The following is a 17795-nucleotide window of genomic DNA, read 5'->3' on the forward strand; positions in this document are numbered from 1 at the left end:
CCTACATCTGGCTCAAGGCGTTGTTCAGTGAGCGCTCAAGGTCGGCCTTGTAGCGCAGGTACAGGTGGGTGGCGCCCGGCGTGTCGCCCAGCAGGCCCGACAGGTCCAGGTCGGTGAGGTAGCAGCGGTAGGCCATGGGCTCGGTGCGCTGCTTCAGGATCTGCCGGGCTACCACGCTGAACAACTGCTCGCCATGCTCCAGCTCGGAGAACTCGCGTTGATTGCAGTACAGGGTCACGTGCACCTGGCCGGGTGGCGAGCGTTCGATAATCGCCTGCACATCGTAGTAACGCTTGCTGGTGGCCGTCGGCGGCCCCGGCCGAGGTTCGGCGCTGCGGGCGCGGCCGCTGCCGGTGGGCAGCAGCTGGTAATACAGCACCTGCTCGTCATGGCCTTCCACGGCCTGCAGCGCGTTGCGGCGGCGCAGCACCGACTGCAGGAAACGCTGCATCGGCACCAACAGGCTAGCCTCGTCGTGCAGCGGCAGGCGCTGGTGCCATAGCGCGTTCAACTCATCCAGCACGTAGACGTCCGCCCAGCTGTCCTGCAGGCGGTAGAACAGCTGCACGCATTCGGGTTGCCCTAGCGGCAGCACAACGGCCAGGTCGTGATCTTCCAGCGCGTTGCCGTCCAGGTGCAGCGGGCTGTAGCCCGGCAGGTCCTCGCCCAGGTATTGCACCAGTGCCGCCACCGTAGGCAACGCCATGTGGCGCACGTTGCCCGGTACCAATTCCAGCACGTGATACTGCTGCTGCACCTGGATCAGGTAGCGGTAGTGCAGGCCGCTGCGCAGCAGTTGCTGGGCGGTGGCCAGCAAGGCCTCCACGCGCTGGGCGATGGCCTGGGCGCGGTTGTGGCAGAAGCAGCGCACCCGCACCCGTGGCGCGTTGCCGGCGGGCAGGTGGTTGAGGTAGTCGCGCAGGCAATCCATCAAGGCCGTCGGGCCGTCGAAACGGTTGACCAGCACCTCGTTCCAGCTGTTGAGCACGACCTGGTCCAGGGTCAGCACCAGGTTCTCCCGCACCCCCGCATAGCTCAGCGAGTCGGTGCGTTCGGTGGTCATCAGGATGTTCAGGTCGCGGTGATGCTTGAGCGGGTCGATGCCCACGTTCACCAGCAACAGCACTTCAACCGGCACCGTGGGCCTTAGCAGCTGTTCATCGGCCACCGTGCCCAGGGGCAGGGGGATGCTCTGTTGCAGGCTGGCGATCAGGTTGAACAGCTCGAACTCGGTCAGGTCGCTTTCGCCGGGGTGCAAGGCCAGGCGCGTGCTGCTGTCGATCACGCCGTTGCGGTGGCACCACACCAGCATTTCCAGCAGGTGGCGGCTGCGCTTGAAGGGCGCGAAGTGTTCCCACTCGTAGGCGCCCAGGTTGCCGTTGTACAGGCCCCACAGTACCTGCCCCGGTTCCTTGCGGTTGGGCGATTGCACCAGGGTCAGGGTGTCCTCGGCCAGGTCCGGGGCGATGCCGGGGTTGATGAATTCGACCTTGCCGGCCTTGCGCTCGAAGGCGGCGTACAGGCGCCGCCCGAGAATGCTCAGGTCGCGACTGTTGATGCGGTTCACCGCCTGCTGGTCGCGGGCGAACTGGGTCAGGAAGCGGTAGCTGTAGTTGAGTTCATTGACCAGCGCCCGGCGTTCGCTGGTCACCTGGCGCACCTTCCACTGGCTGCGGCTGTCCAGCAACGCCAGGTGGCGGTTGTCCCAGCCCCATTCCGCCGCCAGGCGCTGCATCACCTGCCGCTGCCAGCTGGGCGGGCGTTGCCGGGAGCCGGCGGTCAGCTTCTTGTTGACCTTCAGGTATAGGCTGCGGCGCACCAGTTCCAGGCGGTCGATGTCGCCGCGTGCCAGCAGGTATTCCTCGATGCGCCGGTACACCACCATGTAGGGGTCCAGTTCGTCGATGTCGACCTGGTTGGCGTACACCGCCTGCTTGAGGCGCAGGCTGAGGCAGCGCACCTGTGGATGTTCGCTGGCGTAGGCCTCGGTCAGCAGCAGCTTGAGCACTGACTTGTAGGGCGAGTCGATGCCCTTGAACAGTTGCCACAGGCCGGCGCCGATGAACTCGCCGGCGGGGATATGCGCCATGTGGCCCAGGTCCAGCACGTCTTCGGCGCGGATGAAGCGCTTGCCCAGCAGGGTCTCGGTGTACTGGGCGTAGCGCGCCTCTTCGTAAACCGGCACCAGCCACCATAGCGGCGTGCGGCCGGCCAGCCAGATGGCGGTGCGGTAGAACTCATCCAGCAGCAGGTAGTGCTGGCTGGTGCCGCAGTCTTCGGAGCTGAGTTCGGTGTCGCGCTCGCCACGCACGAAGCGCGGCGGGTCGATCAGGAAAAAGTGCGCCTCGGCGCCCTGGGTCGCGGCCCAGGCTTCCAGCAGCTGGCATTTCTTGCGCAGCTCGGCGATTGCTTCAGCGCCCAGTTCGGTGTCGTGGCACACCCAGAAGTCCATGTCGCTCTGTTCGGCCTGGGCCAGGGTGCCCAGGCTACCCATCAGGAACAGCCCGTGCAGCGGGCGTGGCGGGTTGCCATGGCGAGCCTTGTAGGAGAACGAGCGCGTCAGGCGCTGGGCTTCGGCCAGCACCTCGGGCTCGGGCTCGTAGTTCGACAGGCCGGCCGGGGTATTGCCCGAGACATAGCCGGGCAGCAGCGGGTGGTTGACGTGAAAGAACAGCGGCAACAGCGTCAGCACCTGTTGCTGGCGGGTCGACAGCCCTTCCATGGCGCGGCCCAGTCGGCCCTGGTTCAGCGTCAGGAAGCGTGCGCGCAGGGTCGCGAGAACCTTGCGATCGATTCCCTCGTCCAGATCGGGGCGGATTTCATGGGTGCGCGGCATCTGTGGCTCGAATCGACTGCTGGGCGACGTAACGTGGGCAGGGCGGAACACCCGCCTTCAGCCGGTTATCGGCAGCCTTGAGAAGAGTTTGAGCCAGTTTGGCAAAAATAACGGCAGCGCCGGCACCCCATTCGGCGCCGGCGCGAGCAGTGGCGTCAGGCGGGTTCGCCGACACCCAGTACGGTCAGCAGCGCCTGGGCGTGCTGCGCAGCCTGTAGCCCGCCGCTGGTCAGGTAGCCGCCGTCGACCTGGGTGATCAGTTCCTTGTCGTGCAGCCGCTTGGCCGCCGCGATGGCCTGTGGGGTGGCGGTGTGGTGGATCTTGAGGCCTTCCTGGGTGTTGTCCAGATTGAACAGCGCGAGGATTTCCAGTTCGGCGACCAGCTCAGGGGTATACGACATAGGTACTCCGGACTTTTCTAGGAATAGACGGCCAGCCCCAGCGGGGGCAGGCCGTGGAGGCCCCGGTTTGCATGGAGGGCAGCGGGGCATTTCCAGTGTAGTAAGGCCGCAGCGATTCTGCCGGGAAACTCAGTCCTGCTCGGGCTTTGCCTCGGGTGGCAGCTCGGGCAGGGCGCGCAGGGCCTTTTCGTACCATTCGGTGTCGAACGCGCGGTCTTCTTCCAGGATCTTATCGATTTCGACGGCAAGCACGTGGGCCATCATTTCGAGGATATCGTCGCGCTCGTAGCCGACCAGCGTCAGCTTGTTGAACGTGGCCTTGGCTGCAGGCGGGTTGTCGCTCTCGATCTGGTTCTCGATGGCCTGGATCAGGGTGTCTTCGGCGAATTGTTCGTCTTCGTCGTCGCGTTGGGTGGCGTCGGTCATTGCAGGTTCCTCACGGTAGGCCGCCAGTTTAACGGTATTGGTCGGCTTTGCATCAGCTGACGCGTCTTGAAATACAGAATGGCCCATCGCCCATCGGCGGCTGCCTAGTTTGGCCGCTCTCGTTCAAGGCCATGGAGGTCAGGTGATGCTCAAGTTGTACGGGTTTGCATCCAGTAACTATTTCAACATGGTGCAATTGGCATTGCTGGAGAAACGCCTGCCGTTCGAAGAGGTGTTGCTACACGGCTGCCAGAGCCCCGGGGTCATGGCGGTGAGCCGTCGTGGAAAAATCCCGGTGCTGGGCACCCCGGACGGATATTTGACTGAAACGGACGTGATCCTCGGTTATCTGGAGGAGGTGTACCCGCAACGGCAATTATTGCCTCGCGACCCGTTCGACAGGGCGCGGGTGAAGGCGTTGGCCAAGGAAATAGAGCTGTACATCGAACTGCCCGCGCGGCTCTGTTACCCGGAGGTGTTCTTCGGCGGGCGCGCAACGCCACCGGCCTTGAAGGAGAAGGCCAGGCGAGACCTGGTCAAGGGGTTTGCCGCGTTGGCTGAAGGAGCATCATTTACCCCGTACGTCGCGGGGGGCGAGCCTACGGTTGCCGATATCTACTTCCTGTACAGCGTGGACCTGGCCAGGGAGGTAGGGTTGAAGCTTTTCGACATCGATTTCCTGGAGGGCCTGCCGGGTGCGCAAGCGCTGCTGGCGCTGTTGGCGCTCAACCCCAACGTGGTGGAGGTCGCCAGCCGCAGGGCCAATGACCAACTGCGGTTCCTGGCGCAACTCAACCCGGTAACCGCTGCCGCAGGCTAGCGGCAGCGGCTACAGGCGATCAGCGCTGGGCCAGCAGGGCCTGGCCGCGGATCACGGCGGCGCGTACTTGGGCCGGTGCGGTGCCGCCGATGTGGTCGCGGGCGTTGACCGAGCCTTCCAGGGTCAGCACCTCGAACACGTCCTGGTCGATCTGGTCGCTGAAGCGGCGCAGTTCTTCCAGGCTCATCTCGGCCAGGTCCTTGCCGCTGTCCACGCCGTATTTCACGGCGTGGCCGACGATTTCGTGGCAGTCACGGAACGGCAGGCCGCGGCGTACCAGGTAGTCGGCCAGGTCGGTGGCGGTGGAGAAACCGCGCAGGGCCGCTTCGCGCATGATGGCGTGCTTGGGCTTGATGGCCGGGATCATGTCGGCAAAGGCACGCAGCGAGTCGCGCAGGGTGTCGGCGGCGTCGAACAGCGGTTCCTTGTCTTCCTGGTTGTCCTTGTTGTAGGCCAGTGGCTGGCCTTTCATCAGGGTCAGCAGGCCCATCAGCGCGCCGAACACGCGGCCGCTCTTGCCACGCACCAGCTCGGGCACGTCGGGGTTTTTCTTTTGCGGCATGATCGAGCTGCCGGTGCAGAAGCGGTCGGGCAGGTCGATGAACTGGAACTGGGCGCTGGTCCACAGCACCAGCTCTTCGGAGAAGCGCGACAGGTGCATCATGGCGATGCTGGCGGCGGCGCAGAATTCGATGGCGAAGTCACGGTCCGACACGCCGTCCAGCGAGTTGCCGCCCACGGCTTCGAAGCCCAGCAGCTGGCAGGTCAGTTCGCGGTCGATCGGGTAGGTGGTGCCGGCCAGCGCGGCGCTGCCCAGGGGCATGCGGTTGGCGCGCTTGCGGCAGTCCACCAGGCGCTCGTAGTCGCGGCTGAGCATTTCGAACCAGGCCAGCAGGTGGTGGCCGAAGGTAACCGGCTGTGCAGTCTGCAGGTGGGTGAAGCCGGGCATGATGGTCTCGGCTTCGCGCTCGGCCTGCTCCAGCAGGCCTTTTTGCAGGCGGGTGATTTCGCCCAGGATCAGGTCGATCTCGTCGCGCAGCCACAGGCGGATGTCGGTGGCCACCTGGTCGTTGCGGCTGCGGCCGGTGTGCAGCTTCTTGCCGGTGATGCCGATGCGGTCGGTCAGGCGTGCCTCGATGTTCATGTGCACGTCTTCCAGGTCCACACGCCACTCGAAGGTGCCGGCTTCGATCTCGCCCTGGATGGTCTTCAGGCCATCGACAATGGTGTCGCGCTCGGCCTCGGTGAGCACGCCGACCTTGGCCAGCATGGTCGCGTGGGCGATCGAGCCCATGATGTCGTGACGGTAGAGGCGCTGGTCGAAGTTGACGGATGCGGTGAAGCGGGCGACAAAGGCGTCGACGGGCTCACTGAAGCGGCCGCCCCAGGACTGGTTGGTCTTGTCAGTACTCATGAATTCGCTCGTTGAAGGCGTGAACGGGAAATTGGCTGCAATAATAACAGGGCTTCAATCCGCTCGGGGATTGAGTGCCCAGTGGAATGCACATAATGCCTACAGATGGACGCAAGGCCGCACGCCGCCAGCGTGCGCAACAGGAGTTCTTCCTCCCGGTGCTGTGCGAGGCGCAGGCATTGCTGGTGCTGGTGATGCTGGCCGAACTGCTGGTGCTGGTACTGGTGCTGGCCGATCCCGGTGCGCCGGGCTTCGACTGGTCGCGGCTGGCCCTGACGTCGCTGTTCGTGCAGTGGCTGGTGCTGTTGTCGGCGGCGCTGCTGTGTGGCCTGCGCCCCTGGCTGGCGCGCCTGCACCCCGGCGCTGCCGGCGGCGCCTGCTGTGCGATGGTGGTGGCGTTGACCCTGCTGGCCACCGGGTTGACCGATTACCTGCATTTGGTGCCGGCTACGCCTGCTTCGAATCTTTCCTTCGGCATATTCAACCGTTACCTGCGGCACGGGCTGATTGCGCTGATCATGTCGGCGCTGTTGTTGCGCTATTTTTACCTGCAGAGCCAATGGCGCATCCAGCAACGGGCCGAGCTCCAGGCACGGCTGGAAGCCTTGCAGGCGCGCATCAAGCCGCACTTCCTGTTCAACACGCTTAACAGTATCGCCAGCCTGGTGCCGGTGGACGCGGTGCGCGCCGAGCAGGCGGTGCTCGACCTCTCCGACCTGTTCCGCGCCAGCCTCGGCAAGGCCGGCAACCTGGTGAGCTGGCGCGAGGAGCTGGCCCTGTCGAAACGATATTTACGGATTGAGCAATATCGTCTTGGCGAGCGTCTACAGTTGGACTGGAGGGTCGACACAATTCCCGATGACCTGCCGATCCCGCAGCTAACCTTACAACCGTTGTTGGAGAACGCCCTGATCCACGGAGTGGCCCCACGCATAGAAGGGGGTGTGATCCGGGTGGAAGCCGACTATAAAGGGGGAGAGTTCATATTGTGTGTAAGCAATCCCTACGACGAAGCCGCCCCGCCGCGGGCTTCGGGCGGTACTCACCAGGCACTGACAAATATTGGTGCTCGACTTGCGGCACTTTTTGGCCCGCGCGCGAGTCTGAGCGTGGATCGCCGTGACGGTCGTCACTTCACCTGTCTACGCTATCCTTGTGCGAGACTCACGCAGGAATCCAGTGCTATATGAATGTCCTGATCGTTGATGACGAACCCCTGGCCCGCGAGCGCCTGACCCGATTGGTCAGCGATCTCGAGGGTTACAGTGTGCTAGAGCCCAGCGCCACCAATGGCGAGGAGGCCCTGGCCCTTATCGACAGCCTCAAGCCCGACGTGGTGTTGCTCGACATCCGCATGCCCGGCCTTGATGGACTGCAGGTTGCAGCCAAGCTGTGCGAGCGCGAGGCGCCGCCGGCGGTTGTGTTCTGTACCGCCCATGATGAATTTGCCCTGGACGCCTTCCAGACCAGCGCCCTGGGCTACCTGGTGAAACCGGTGCGCCCCGAGCACCTGCTCGAAGCGCTGAAAAAAGCCGAACGCCCCAACCGTGCGCAGCTCTCCGCGCTGACCCGTCCCGCCGCCGAAAGCGGCAGCGGCCCGCGCACCCATATCAGCGCACGCACGCGCAAGGGTATCGAGCTGATTCCGCTGGACCAGGTCATCTATTTCATTGCCGACCACAAGTACGTGACCCTGCGCCATGAAGGCGGCGAGGTGCTGCTCGACGAGCCCCTCAAGGCACTGGAGGACGAGTTCGGCGACCGCTTCGTGCGTATCCACCGCAACGCGCTGGTCGCCCGCGACCGCATCGAACGCCTGCAACGCACGCCCTTGGGGCATTTCCAGTTGTTCCTCAAGGGCCTCAATGGCGATGCGCTGATCGTCAGCCGCCGCCACGTGGCCGGTGTGCGCAAAATGATGCAACAGTTGTAGGCCGTCCGGAGCGGGCGAACCCGCTCCGGCCGCCATGCTGCTCCCGCGATGCTGGTATGATCGGCCCATCTACCCAGCACGGATTGATTCATGCCTACTCGCGAGATCCGCATCGCCACCCGTAAAAGCGCCCTGGCCCTGTGGCAGGCCGAATACGTCAAGGCCCGCCTGGAACAGGCTCACCCCGGCCTGGTGGTGACCCTGGTGCCGATGGTCAGCCGCGGCGACAAGTTGCTTGATTCGCCCCTGTCGAAAATCGGCGGCAAGGGCCTGTTCGTCAAGGAGCTGGAAAACGCCCTGCTCGACAACGAAGCCGACATTGCCGTGCACTCCATGAAGGACGTGCCCATGGACTTCCCCGAAGGCCTGGGCCTGTACTGCATCTGCGAGCGCGAAGACCCGCGCGACGCCTTCGTTTCCAACACCTTCCCAAGCCTCGAAGCCCTGCCTGCCGGCAGCGTGGTCGGCACCTCCAGCCTGCGTCGCCAGACCCAGCTGCTGGCGCGCCGCCCCGACCTGCAGATCCGCTTCCTGCGCGGCAACGTCAATACCCGCCTGGCCAAGCTCGACGCCGGTGAGTACGACGCCATCATCCTGGCCGCCGCCGGCCTGATCCGCCTGGGCTTCGAGGAGCGCATCACCGACAGCATCAGCATCGAAGACAGCCTGCCAGCCGGCGGCCAGGGCGCCGTGGGCATCGAATGCCGCACCGCCGACAGCGAAATCCACGCGCTGCTGGCGCCGCTGCATCACAGCGATACTGCCGCCCGGGTCACTGCCGAGCGTGCCCTGAACAAGCACCTCAACGGTGGCTGCCAGGTGCCTATCGCCTGCTACGCCGTGCTGGAAGGCGAGCAGCTATGGCTGCGTGGCCTGGTGGGCGAGCCCGATGGCGGCCGCCTGCTCAGCGCCCAGGCTCGCGCCCCGCGGGGCGACGCCGAGCGCCTGGGCATCGAGGTCGCCGAAGCGCTGCTGCACCAGGGCGCCGACCAGATCCTCAAGGCCGTCTATGGCGAGGACGGCCACCCGTGACGGGCTGGCGCCTGCTGCTGACGCGCCCTGCCGAGGAATCGGCCGCGGTGGCGCAAGCGCTGGACGCCGCCGGCATCTACAGCGCCAGCATGCCCCTGCTCGATATCGAGCCCCTGCCGGTCACGCCGCAAATGGTCACCCAGGTGTTGAACCTGGCGCAGTACTGCGCGGTGATCGCCGTCAGCAAGCCGGCCGCACGGCTGGGCCTGGACCTGATTGACCAGTACTGGCCGCAGCCGCCGCTGCAAAGCTGGTTCAGCGTGGGCGCGGCCACCGCGGCCATCCTCGAGGACTACGGCCTGCGCGTGCACGTGCCGCCCCAGGGCGACGACAGCGAAGCGTTGCTGGCCCTGCCGGAGTTGGCCCAGGCGCTGCAGCAGCCTTACCCGCGGGTGCTGATCCTGCGCGGCGAGGGCGGCCGCGAATTGTTGGCCGAGCACTTGCGCGAGCAGGGTGCTACTGTCGATTATCTGCAACTCTACCGTCGCAGCCTGCCCGATTACCCGGCGCAGGCGCTGTACCAGCGGGTAACGGCGGAACGCCTGAACGCGCTGGTGGTCAGCAGTGGGCAGGGTTTCGAGCATTTGCAGCAACTGGCCGGTGAGCACTGGCCACAATTGGCCGGGTTACCGCTGTTCGTGCCCAGCCCGCGAGTCGCCGCCCTGGCCCAGGCCGCCGGCGCTCGCCATGTAGTGGATTGCCGTGGCGCCAGCGCCGCGGCCTTGCTGGCGGCCCTGCAAGAACACCGCCTACCCGGGTGAAACCTGCCCTATGCAAAGGATGGATACGTGAGCGAAACAGTCTTGCCCCAAGATGATCTGCAGTCGACGCCCCAGGCGGCTGTCCCCCCTGTGGTGAAGAAGTCTGGCCGTGGCGCCGCCGGTATCGCGGTCGTGGCCTTGCTGCTGGGCGCTGCCGGCGTCGCGGTCGGTGGCTGGAGCGTCTGGCAGTTGCGCCAGTTGCAGGCGGGCCACCAGGCCCAGTCCGGGCAACTGCAGGCGCTCGACAGCCAGGCCCAGGCGTTGAGCCAGGGTGAGCAGGCGCTCACCACGCGCCTGGGGCAACTGCCTAGCGCCGATGAATTGGAAGACCGCCGCCGCCTGGTGGCGCAGTTGCAGGGCGACCAGCAGCGCCTCAGCCAGCGCCTGGAAACGGTGCTGGGTGCCAGCCGCAAGGATTGGCGCCTGGCCGAGGCCGAGCACCTGTTGCGCCTGGCCAGCCTGCGCCTGTCGGCGTTGCAGGACATCGCCAGCGCCAGGGCGCTGGTCCAGGGCGCGGACGAGATCTTGCGCGAACAGGATGACCCCTCGGCCTTCGCCGCCCGTGAACAGCTGGCCAAGTCCCTGGCGTCGCTGGCCAGCGTCGACCAGCCGGACCGCACCGGCCTGTTCCTGCAATTGGGCGCCCTGCGCGACCAGACCGTGGGCCTCTCGGCCCTGGCGCCGGAGTTCCAGGCCCAGGGTGACGCCGAGCGTGCCACCCTGGCCGGCGACGATGACCGCTGGGAGCGCTGGTGGCACAAGATTTCCAGCTATTTCCGCGTTGACTTCCGCCCCGACGAGAACATTCGTCCGCTGCTGGCCGGGCAGAGCCTGAACCAGGTGCGCCTGGCGTTGAGCCTGGCGCTGGAACAGGCCCAGTGGGCCGCGCTCAATGGCGAGCCGAAGGTCTATGGGCAGGCGCTGGATGAGGCCCGCAGCATCCTGCTGGCCAGCTTCAACCAGGACAACACCGAGAGCCGTTCGATGCTGGCCCGCCTGGATGCCCTCAAGGGGCAGCCGGTGTCGGTGGTCACGCCGGACCTCAACGCCAGCCTCGAGGCGGTGCAGAACTACCTGGAGCATCGGCACATGCCTGCCGAGGCACTGATGACCCAGCCGCAAGCGGGGGCACGCCCATGAAGCGTGCCTATGTCCTGGTCTTCATCGCCATTGCCGTGGCCGTCGGCCTGGGGCTGGGCATCGCCAAGCACCCAGGCTACGTGCTGATCGACTACCCCCACGTGTTCCGTTATGAGTCGGGACTGTGGTCCACCCTGGCGGCGTTGGTGGTGCTGGTGCTGGCGGTGTTCGTGCTGTGGGTGTTGCTCAGCCTGGTGCTGACCTCTGCAGGGGTAGTCAATCCCTGGTCTGGCCGCAACCGCCAGCGTCGCACCCAGGTGGCCATCGAGCAGGGCCAACTGGACCTGGCCGAGGGGCGTTGGGCCAGCGCCCAGCGCAACCTGCACCGCGCCGCCGAGGCTGAGCGCCAACCTTTGCTGTATTACCTGGGCGCTGCGCGCGCGGCCAACGAGCTGGGCCGCCACGAAGACTGCGACAACCTGCTTGAGCGCGCCCTGGAGCGTCAGCCCCAGGCCGAGCTTGCGGTGGCCCTGACCCACGCCCAACTGCAAGTGGACCGCAATGACATGCAGGGCGCTCGCGACACCCTCGAAGCCATGCGCGAGCGCCACCCCGGCAACGTCCAGGTGCTGCGCCAGTTGCAGCGCCTGCACCAGCAGCGTGGCGACTGGACCTCGGTGATCCACCTGCTGCCCGAGCTGCGCAAGAGCAAGGCGGTCACCGCTGCTGAACTGACCGAGCTGGAGCACCGGGCCTGGGGCGAAAACCTCACGCTCACCTCTACCCGCGAAGACGGTGAAGCCGCGGTCGAGGCGCTCAAGCGTGCCTGGGAACAGCTCAGCGCCGGCCAGCGCCAGGAGCCTGCGCTGGTGCTGGCCTACGCCGACCAGCTGCGCCAGCTAGGCGCCCAGGCCGACGCCGAGGCCATCCTGCGCGCCACGCTCAAGCGTGGTTACGACAGCCACCTGGCCCGGCTGTATGGCCTGGTGGTAGGCAGCGACCCCGCCAAGCAGTTGCAGGCCGCCGAGGGCTGGCTCAAGCAGCACGCCGACGACTCCAGCCTCCTGCTGACCTTGGGCCGCCTGAGCCTGCAAAACAGCCTGTGGGGCAAGGCGCGCGATTACCTGGAAAGCAGCCTGCGGCTGCAGCGCAACCCCGAAGCCTGCGCTGAACTGGCGCGCTTGCTGGCGCGCCTGGGAGACACCGAGCGCAGCAACCAGCTGTTCCAGGAAGGCCTGGGGCTGCTGGACGAGCGTCTGCTGGCGTTGCCCTTGCCTGAACCTGCCCGCGCCTGAACGGGCGTGATAAACGGCCTGGTAACGTGGCTTGCACGTTGCCGGGCCGCTTCCCTCGACCGACTTTGCCCTGTCCCTGCGCTTCAGTCGGATTTTCCCTACACGAATAGAGAAATGTCCTTCAGGACACAGCTTGAAAGCATTCCGGGCTTTCCTCTACCGTAGTTTTCCAACTGTCGCGTAACTGGATTTGCCATGGTACTGGCTCGATCGCGCTCCTTGTTTCTGCTGGGTTTCCTGATGTCCATGGGCATCCTTGCCGCTGCATATTACCTGCAATGGCAGATCGGGCTGGTGCCCTGTTCGTTGTGCCTGGTGCAGCGTTTCTTCATTGCCCTGCTGGCCCTTTCCTGCCTGGCAGCCTGTGTCCATGGCCCGGGCCTGCGGGGTATTCGTCGTTATCTGGTCGCGCATACGCTGCTGATCAGCGCGGCTGTCGCGGCGGCCTTGCGGCAGCTGTGGCTGCAGGCCAATGGCGAGCAGCCGAAGGTCGCCTGCCAGCCGGGGCTGGACTACCTGATGGCAACGCTGCCGTTTCCCGAGGCGCTCAAGACCCTGCTCCTGGGGACGCCGGAGTGCGCCCGCGTCAATTGGACGCTGTTGGACATGAGCGTCCCGGAATGGAGCCTGCTGGCCTTGAGCGGCTTGCTGCTGTTGACCTTGGGTGGGTGGCTGCAAGCGCTGCGCCTGGGCGCCCGTGCGCCGTCCTGACTCGGGCCGGTGCCCGGATTTCGGGGGTGGCGTGCGGGTGCGCCGGTTAAACACTTGTATGAACTTTATCGAAGGGACACTTGAAGCGGCAGACGCACGGGCATAATCTCCCAGCACGCACCATAGAAAAACAGACTGCTTTGATTGCTGCTTTTTTCCGAACGGTTCCGCATCCCAGCTGTCTTGGAATGGGCCGATGGCGGCATGACCCAAAAGGGAAGAAAAGACCATGTTGGAAAGTTGTCAGAATGCTCAGGAACGCTGGGGTGGGGTGCACAAGCTGATCGATCGCTGGTTGCAGGAGCGGCAAAAGCTGGTCGAGGCTTTCGACAAGCTTGGCGAGACGCCCGAAGCGCTGGCCGGCAACCGCAAGAAGCTCAAGGAGTTCTGTGGCGTGCTGGTGGACTATGTGTCCGCCGGGCACTTCGAGATCTACGAGCAACTGATCGCCGAGGCCAAGGCGTTCGACGATGAGCGCGGCCTCGAACTGGCCGATACGATTTTCCCGCGCATCGAGGCCATTACCCAGTTCGCGCTGGATTTCAACGACCACTGCGACAAGGGCGACTGCTCCTGCGCAACCACCTTGACCGGCAAGCTCAAGGAGCTGGGCTCAAGGCTGCACGAGCGCTTCGAGCTGGAAGACTGCCTGATCGAAGTGCTGCACAACGCGCACAAGGACGAAGCCACCGCCGTCCAGGCGTGATTTCCCGCCGGCGCTGCTGGGCGGGGCGTCAGGCGCCCACGTCGAGCAGGCTGATCTCGAACACCAGCGGGCTGTAGGGTGGAATCAGGTCGCCGGCGCCGTCGGCGCCATAGGCCTGCTGGGAAGGGATCACCACTCGCCATTTCGCCCCTTTCGGCATCTTCGACAAGGCGGTGCGCCAACCGGCGATCACCGCGTCCAGGCGGAACCACTGCGGTTGCTGGTTCTGGTCGAACACGGTGCCATTGGGCAGGGTGCCTGTATAAGTTACCTGCACGCGGCCATCGGTCGGCGGCAGCGGCCCGCTGCCAGGCGTCAATTCGCTCATCAACACCCCATCTGCCAGCTCATGCACGCCCGCCTTCGCACGTTCGGCGGCCATGAAGCGCTGTTCGGCCATCAAGGCTTTTTCCACCGGCGACGGGGCAGGTTCGGCGCTGGCCTGTTCGTCGTGTTCGCGCAGTATCTGCTCGATGCGCTCGGGCGGCAGCGCCAGGGGCTTGCCCTCGTAGGACTGCTGCAGGCCCTGCAGCAGCGCCTGGATGTCCACCCCGGGTGCTTCTTCACGCAGGCGCTCGCCCAGGCTGGCGCCAAGGCTGTAGGCCAGGTCGTGCGGGCTGGTGGGGGTGTCGGCATGGGCCAGGCCAATCAATAGCCACGGCAACAGCAGCAGGTAACGCGACATGGAGAATTTCCCTGTTCGGAGGCGGGTGATTATGCCAGTCTCGCAAGTTGCCAAGCGAAGAGATTTCAGGTCGATGACAGCAGACTTTTCCATAACTTCTACACTTGTCTCGAACTGCCCTTAACAACAACTTTGCCCAGGCATGCAACGCGGCTCGTTTGGCACTGTCAACAATGTCTAGCGGTGACACTTGCACAGGTCTAGTATGAGCCGCAATCACGTCAGCCAGGAGGTAACCCATGTCGGCTAACAAGAAGCCAGTCAATACCCCGTTGCATTTGCTCCAACAGCTATCGAGCAGCCTGCTCGAGCATTTGGAAAGCGCCTGTTCCCAGGCCCTGGCTGATGCCGAGAAACTGCTGGCCAAGTTGGAAAAACAACGTGGCAAGGCTCAGGAAAAACTGCACAAGTCACGCAGCAAACTTCAAGAAGCCGCCACCGCTGGCAAAGCCAAGGCCCAGGCCAAGGCAAAAGCGGCGGGTGCTGAACTTGAAGAACTGCTGGAAGCCCTGAAAGATCGTCAGGCCGAAACACGTAATTACATCGTGCAACTCAAGCGCGATGCGCAAGAAAGTTTGAAGTTGGCCCAAGGCGTCGGCCGTGTACATGAAGCAGCCGGCAAGGCGCTGACCCAACGTTCGGCCAAGCCTGCGGCCGCTGCTGCTGCCAAGAAAGCCCCGGCTCGCACCGCTGCCAAGCCAGCCACTGCCACCAAGGCTGCTGCCAGCAAGCCAGCCGCTGCCAAACCGGCTGCCACCAAGGCCGCTGCCGCCAAGCCGGCTGCCAAGCCAGCTGCCGCGAAACCAGCCGCAGCCAAGCCAGCGGCGAAAACCGCTGCCGCCAAACCGGCCGCCGCCAAGGCGCCAGCGCGGGCTGCTGCCAAGCCGGTAGCTGCAAAAGCCGCCGCCAAGCCAGCCAGTGCAGCCAAGCCTGCGGCCGCGAAACCAGCCGCAGCCAAGCCTGCTGCTGCGAAGCCTGCGGCCAAGCCCGCTGCGAAACCGGCTGCCAAGGCCGCTGCGCGCCCTGCGGCGAAGAAGCCGGCAACGCCTGCAGCCAAGCCGGCAGCGGCCGCTACGCCAGCACCGGCCAGCGCGCCAACCCCGGCTGCCGCTTCGCCTGCGCCATCGAGCCCGGCCAGCAGCAGCGCGCCAAGCGCGTCCTAACCGGCGACACTCGCGGCGTGCAGCCTTTGCAGCGCGCCGCGTTGTTTCTCCCGGGCAATGGGCGGCGCCACGCCGTCCAGCCAGGCCGCCAGGTCGTCGGCGCCTTCTGCCTGCCAATCCTGGGCAAGCAATTCGATACGTTCCAGCAACTGCCGTTCGGCTTCCAGCTCAAGGGCCTTGACCTGTTCGCGCAGCGCTTCAAGCTCCGGGTCGCTGGCTGCGGCCTCGCGCCAGTTCTGGCGCAGCTGGCGCAAGGGCCGTATGACTTCGTCATGCCAGGGCTGGCCCAGGTCGCGCAGGCGTGCCAGGCGGTCGCCGTTGCAGGCCACCCCCAGTTGCCCCAGCCACGCAGCGCCTAGCAGCAGGCACACATTGGCACCTTCGGCCTGCAATTCAAGGCAGGCTTGCTCGATGCCCAGGCGAGTGTAAAGATCCAGGGAAAAGCTCCACAGGTCAGAGTGCATAGTCCTTCTCGCGCCAGTTGTCGTCGAAGCTGGTAGACTCCGCCGCCATTATGATTCGACTTCAAAGCCTTACTTTACAGCGTGGCCCGCAGCGTCTGCTAGAAGACGCCGAGCTGACCCTGCACGCCGGTCAGAAAGCCGGCCTGATCGGTGCCAACGGCGCCGGCAAATCCACCCTGTTCGCCCTGCTGCGTGGCGAGCTCGTGCCCGATTCCGGTGACTGCCAGTTGCCGGCGGATTGGCGCATCGCTCACATGCGCCAGGAGGTCGATACACTCGACAGAGTAGCCGTTGATTACGTGCTCGACGGGGATTTGCGCCTGCGCGAGGTCCAGCAGCAGCTGGCCGCGGCCGAGGCTGCCCATGACGGCGCAGCGCAGGCCCGCCTGCACGCCGAGCTGGACAGCGCCGACGGCTACACCGCCGATGCGCGCGCCCGCAAGCTGCTGGCTGGCCTGGGCTTCACCAACGAGCAGATGGACCGCCCGGTCGGCAGCTTCTCCGGTGGCTGGCGCATGCGCCTGAACCTGGCGCAGGCGCTGATGTGCCCGTCCGACCTGCTGTTGCTCGACGAGCCCACCAACCACCTGGACCTCGACGCCATCCTGTGGCTGGAAGAGTGGCTCAAGAGCTACCCCGGCACCCTGATGCTGATTTCCCACGACCGCGACTTCCTCGACGCCGTGGTCGACCATGTGGCCCACGTGGAACAGTGCAAGCTGACCCTCTACCGTGGCGGCTACACGGCCTTCGAGCGCGCCCGCGCCGAACGCCTGGCCCAGCAGCAGCAAGCCTACGAGAAGCAGCAGGCCCAGCGCGCGCACATGGAAAAGTACATCGCCCGCTTCAAGGCCCAGGCCACCAAGGCCCGCCAGGCCCAGAGCCGGATCAAGGCGCTGGAGCGGATGGAAGAGCTGTCCGCGGCCCACGTCGATTCGCCGTTCGACTTCGTTTTCCGCGAATCGCAGAAAATCTCCAGCCCGCTGCTGGACCTGTCCGAAGGCCGCCTGGGCTATGGCGACAAGGTCATCCTGGAGAAGGTCAAGCTGCAGCTGACGCCAGGCGCGCGCATCGGCCTGCTGGGCCCCAACGGCGCCGGCAAGTCGACCCTGATCAAGAACCTCGCCGGCGAGCTGTCGCCCATCGGCGGGCGCCTGGTGCGCGGCGAAAACCTCACCGTGGGTTACTTCGCCCAGCACCAGCTCGACTCGCTGGACAGCAAGGCCAGCCCGCTGCTGCACCTGCAGCGCCTGGCGCCGACCGAGCGCGAGCAGACCCTGCGCGACTTCCTCGGCGGTTTCGACTTCCGTGGCGCGCGCATCGACGAGCCGGTGCTGAACTTCTCCGGTGGCGAAAAGGCCCGCCTGGCCCTGGCGCTGATTGCCTGGGAGCGGCCGAACCTGCTGTTGCTCGACGAACCCACCAACCACCTGGACCTGGAAATGCGCCTGGCGCTGACCATGGCCCTGCAGGAATTCAGTGGCGCGGTGCTGGTGGTCTCCCACGACCGTCACCTGCTCAAGAGCACCACCGACGACTTCCTGCTGGTGGCGGACGGCAAGGTCGAGGCCTTCGACGGCGACCTGGACGACTACACCCGCTGGCTGGCCGACTATCGCCTGCGCAACGCGCCGGTGAGCAGCACCCCGGTCAACCCCGACAAGACCGACAAGAAGGCCCAGCGCCAGGCCGCAGCAGCCCTGCGTCAGCAGTTGGCCCCGCACAAGCGCGAGGCCGACAAGCTGGAGGCTGAGCTGGGCAAGGTCCACGAGCAGCTGGCGAAAGTCGAGGCGGCGCTGGGCGACAGCGGCATCTACGAGGCCGGCCGCAAGGACGAGCTGCGAGACCAGCTGGCCCAGCAGGCCAAGCTCAAGGCCCGCGAGGCCGAGCTGGAAGAGGCCTGGATGATGGCGCTGGAAACCCTGGAAACCATGCAGGCCGAGCTCGAGGCGTTGTCGTAGGGGGCCTGGACGCGGCCTATGGCCGCTGCTACGGGTATTCGTAGCAGCGGCCATAGGCCGCGTCCGGCCCCAGAACCGATATTCTCGTGGCGTTTTCCCCCCACAAG

17 protein-coding genes are annotated in these 17795 nt (G+C 65.5%); 11 read left to right on the forward strand and 6 right to left on the reverse strand.

The annotated features are described in order from the left end of the window. Position 1: 1 nt before the first annotated feature. The 3 genes from ACWKWX_RS15805 to ACWKWX_RS15815 form a co-directional block, all read right to left on the reverse strand. Entirely contained in the window at positions 2–2836 is a 2835-nt protein-coding gene (locus ACWKWX_RS15805) for a class I adenylate cyclase (protein ID WP_483828257.1), read from the reverse strand. A 155-nt stretch (positions 2837–2991) separates the two neighbouring features. After that, positions 2992–3237, reverse strand: a complete 246-nt coding sequence (locus tag ACWKWX_RS15810) for a TIGR02647 family protein (protein ID WP_416421876.1) — start codon at positions 3235–3237, stop codon at positions 2992–2994. 129 nt (positions 3238–3366) lie between these two features. Then, positions 3367–3663: a hypothetical protein gene (locus tag ACWKWX_RS15815; RefSeq protein WP_473005071.1), complete on the reverse strand. Its 297-nt coding sequence runs from the start codon at positions 3661–3663 to the stop codon at positions 3367–3369. Between the two features lie 145 nt (positions 3664–3808). On the opposite strand from ACWKWX_RS15815, the gene ACWKWX_RS15820 reads away from it, so the two are divergent. Further along, entirely contained in the window at positions 3809–4483 is a 675-nt protein-coding gene (locus ACWKWX_RS15820) for a glutathione S-transferase family protein (RefSeq protein ID WP_416427516.1), read from the forward strand. 19 nt (positions 4484–4502) lie between these two features. On the opposite strand, the gene argH is transcribed toward ACWKWX_RS15820, so the two are convergent. Continuing rightward, entirely contained in the window at positions 4503–5897 is a 1395-nt protein-coding gene (gene argH, locus ACWKWX_RS15825) for an argininosuccinate lyase (protein ID WP_416421878.1), read from the reverse strand. Positions 5898–5992: 95 nt separating this feature from the next. Here argH and ACWKWX_RS15830 point away from each other — a divergent pair, with 95 nt between their 5' ends. The 8 genes from ACWKWX_RS15830 to rsd all read left to right on the forward strand — a co-directional run bounded on the left by ACWKWX_RS15830 (position 5993) and on the right by rsd (position 13415). Next, complete coding sequence (locus ACWKWX_RS15830; protein WP_483828258.1) at positions 5993–7087, forward strand: sensor histidine kinase; 1095 nt, start codon at positions 5993–5995, stop codon at positions 7085–7087. Beyond that, positions 7084–7830 (forward strand): LytR/AlgR family response regulator transcription factor, encoded by a 747-nt coding sequence (locus ACWKWX_RS15835; protein WP_416421880.1) that lies wholly within the window; start codon positions 7084–7086, stop codon positions 7828–7830. Before ACWKWX_RS15830 ends, ACWKWX_RS15835 begins: the two co-directional genes overlap by 4 nt. Positions 7831–7920: 90 nt before the next feature. Next, positions 7921–8862, forward strand: coding sequence for a hydroxymethylbilane synthase (gene hemC / locus ACWKWX_RS15840; protein ID WP_483828259.1), 942 nt, complete (start codon positions 7921–7923; stop codon positions 8860–8862). After that, positions 8859–9623: a uroporphyrinogen-III synthase gene (locus ACWKWX_RS15845; protein WP_416421882.1), complete on the forward strand. Its 765-nt coding sequence runs from the start codon at positions 8859–8861 to the stop codon at positions 9621–9623. Before hemC ends, ACWKWX_RS15845 begins: the two co-directional genes overlap by 4 nt. A gap of 27 nt (positions 9624–9650) precedes the next feature. Then, on the forward strand, positions 9651–10763 hold the full coding sequence (locus tag ACWKWX_RS15850) for a uroporphyrinogen-III C-methyltransferase (RefSeq protein WP_483828260.1): 1113 nt from the start codon (positions 9651–9653) through the stop codon (positions 10761–10763). After that, entirely contained in the window at positions 10760–11998 is a 1239-nt protein-coding gene (locus tag ACWKWX_RS15855; RefSeq protein WP_416421884.1) for a heme biosynthesis HemY N-terminal domain-containing protein, read from the forward strand. Before ACWKWX_RS15850 ends, ACWKWX_RS15855 begins: the two co-directional genes overlap by 4 nt. A 195-nt stretch (positions 11999–12193) precedes the next feature. Then, positions 12194–12709 (forward strand): disulfide bond formation protein B, encoded by a 516-nt coding sequence (locus ACWKWX_RS15860; RefSeq protein ID WP_473005074.1) that lies wholly within the window; start codon positions 12194–12196, stop codon positions 12707–12709. A 229-nt stretch (positions 12710–12938) separates the two neighbouring features. After that, positions 12939–13415, forward strand: a complete 477-nt coding sequence (gene rsd / locus ACWKWX_RS15865) for a sigma D regulator (RefSeq protein ID WP_416421886.1) — start codon at positions 12939–12941, stop codon at positions 13413–13415. A 28-nt stretch (positions 13416–13443) separates the two neighbouring features. Here rsd and ACWKWX_RS15870 read toward each other — a convergent pair whose 3' ends face one another. After that, the gene (locus ACWKWX_RS15870; RefSeq protein WP_483828261.1) at positions 13444–14100 is read right to left on the reverse strand and encodes an FKBP-type peptidyl-prolyl cis-trans isomerase; all 657 of its coding nucleotides are present in this window, start codon (positions 14098–14100) and stop codon (positions 13444–13446) included. Positions 14101–14339: 239 nt separating this feature from the next. On the opposite strand from ACWKWX_RS15870, the gene ACWKWX_RS15875 reads away from it, so the two are divergent. After that, positions 14340–15263 (forward strand): AlgP family protein, encoded by a 924-nt coding sequence (locus ACWKWX_RS15875; RefSeq protein WP_483828262.1) that lies wholly within the window; start codon positions 14340–14342, stop codon positions 15261–15263. Here the strand turns inward: ACWKWX_RS15875 and ACWKWX_RS15880 are convergent. Beyond that, complete coding sequence (locus ACWKWX_RS15880) at positions 15260–15727, reverse strand: TIGR02444 family protein (RefSeq protein ID WP_416421889.1); 468 nt, start codon at positions 15725–15727, stop codon at positions 15260–15262. The two genes, ACWKWX_RS15875 and ACWKWX_RS15880, sit on opposite strands and share 4 nt — an antisense overlap. A 50-nt stretch (positions 15728–15777) precedes the next feature. Between ACWKWX_RS15880 and ACWKWX_RS15885 the strand changes: the two genes are divergently transcribed. Next, positions 15778–17688 (forward strand): ATP-binding cassette domain-containing protein, encoded by a 1911-nt coding sequence (locus ACWKWX_RS15885; protein ID WP_483828263.1) that lies wholly within the window; start codon positions 15778–15780, stop codon positions 17686–17688. Positions 17689–17795: the final 107 nt, after the last annotated feature.

The organism is Pseudomonas imperatae, from assembly GCF_057128625.1.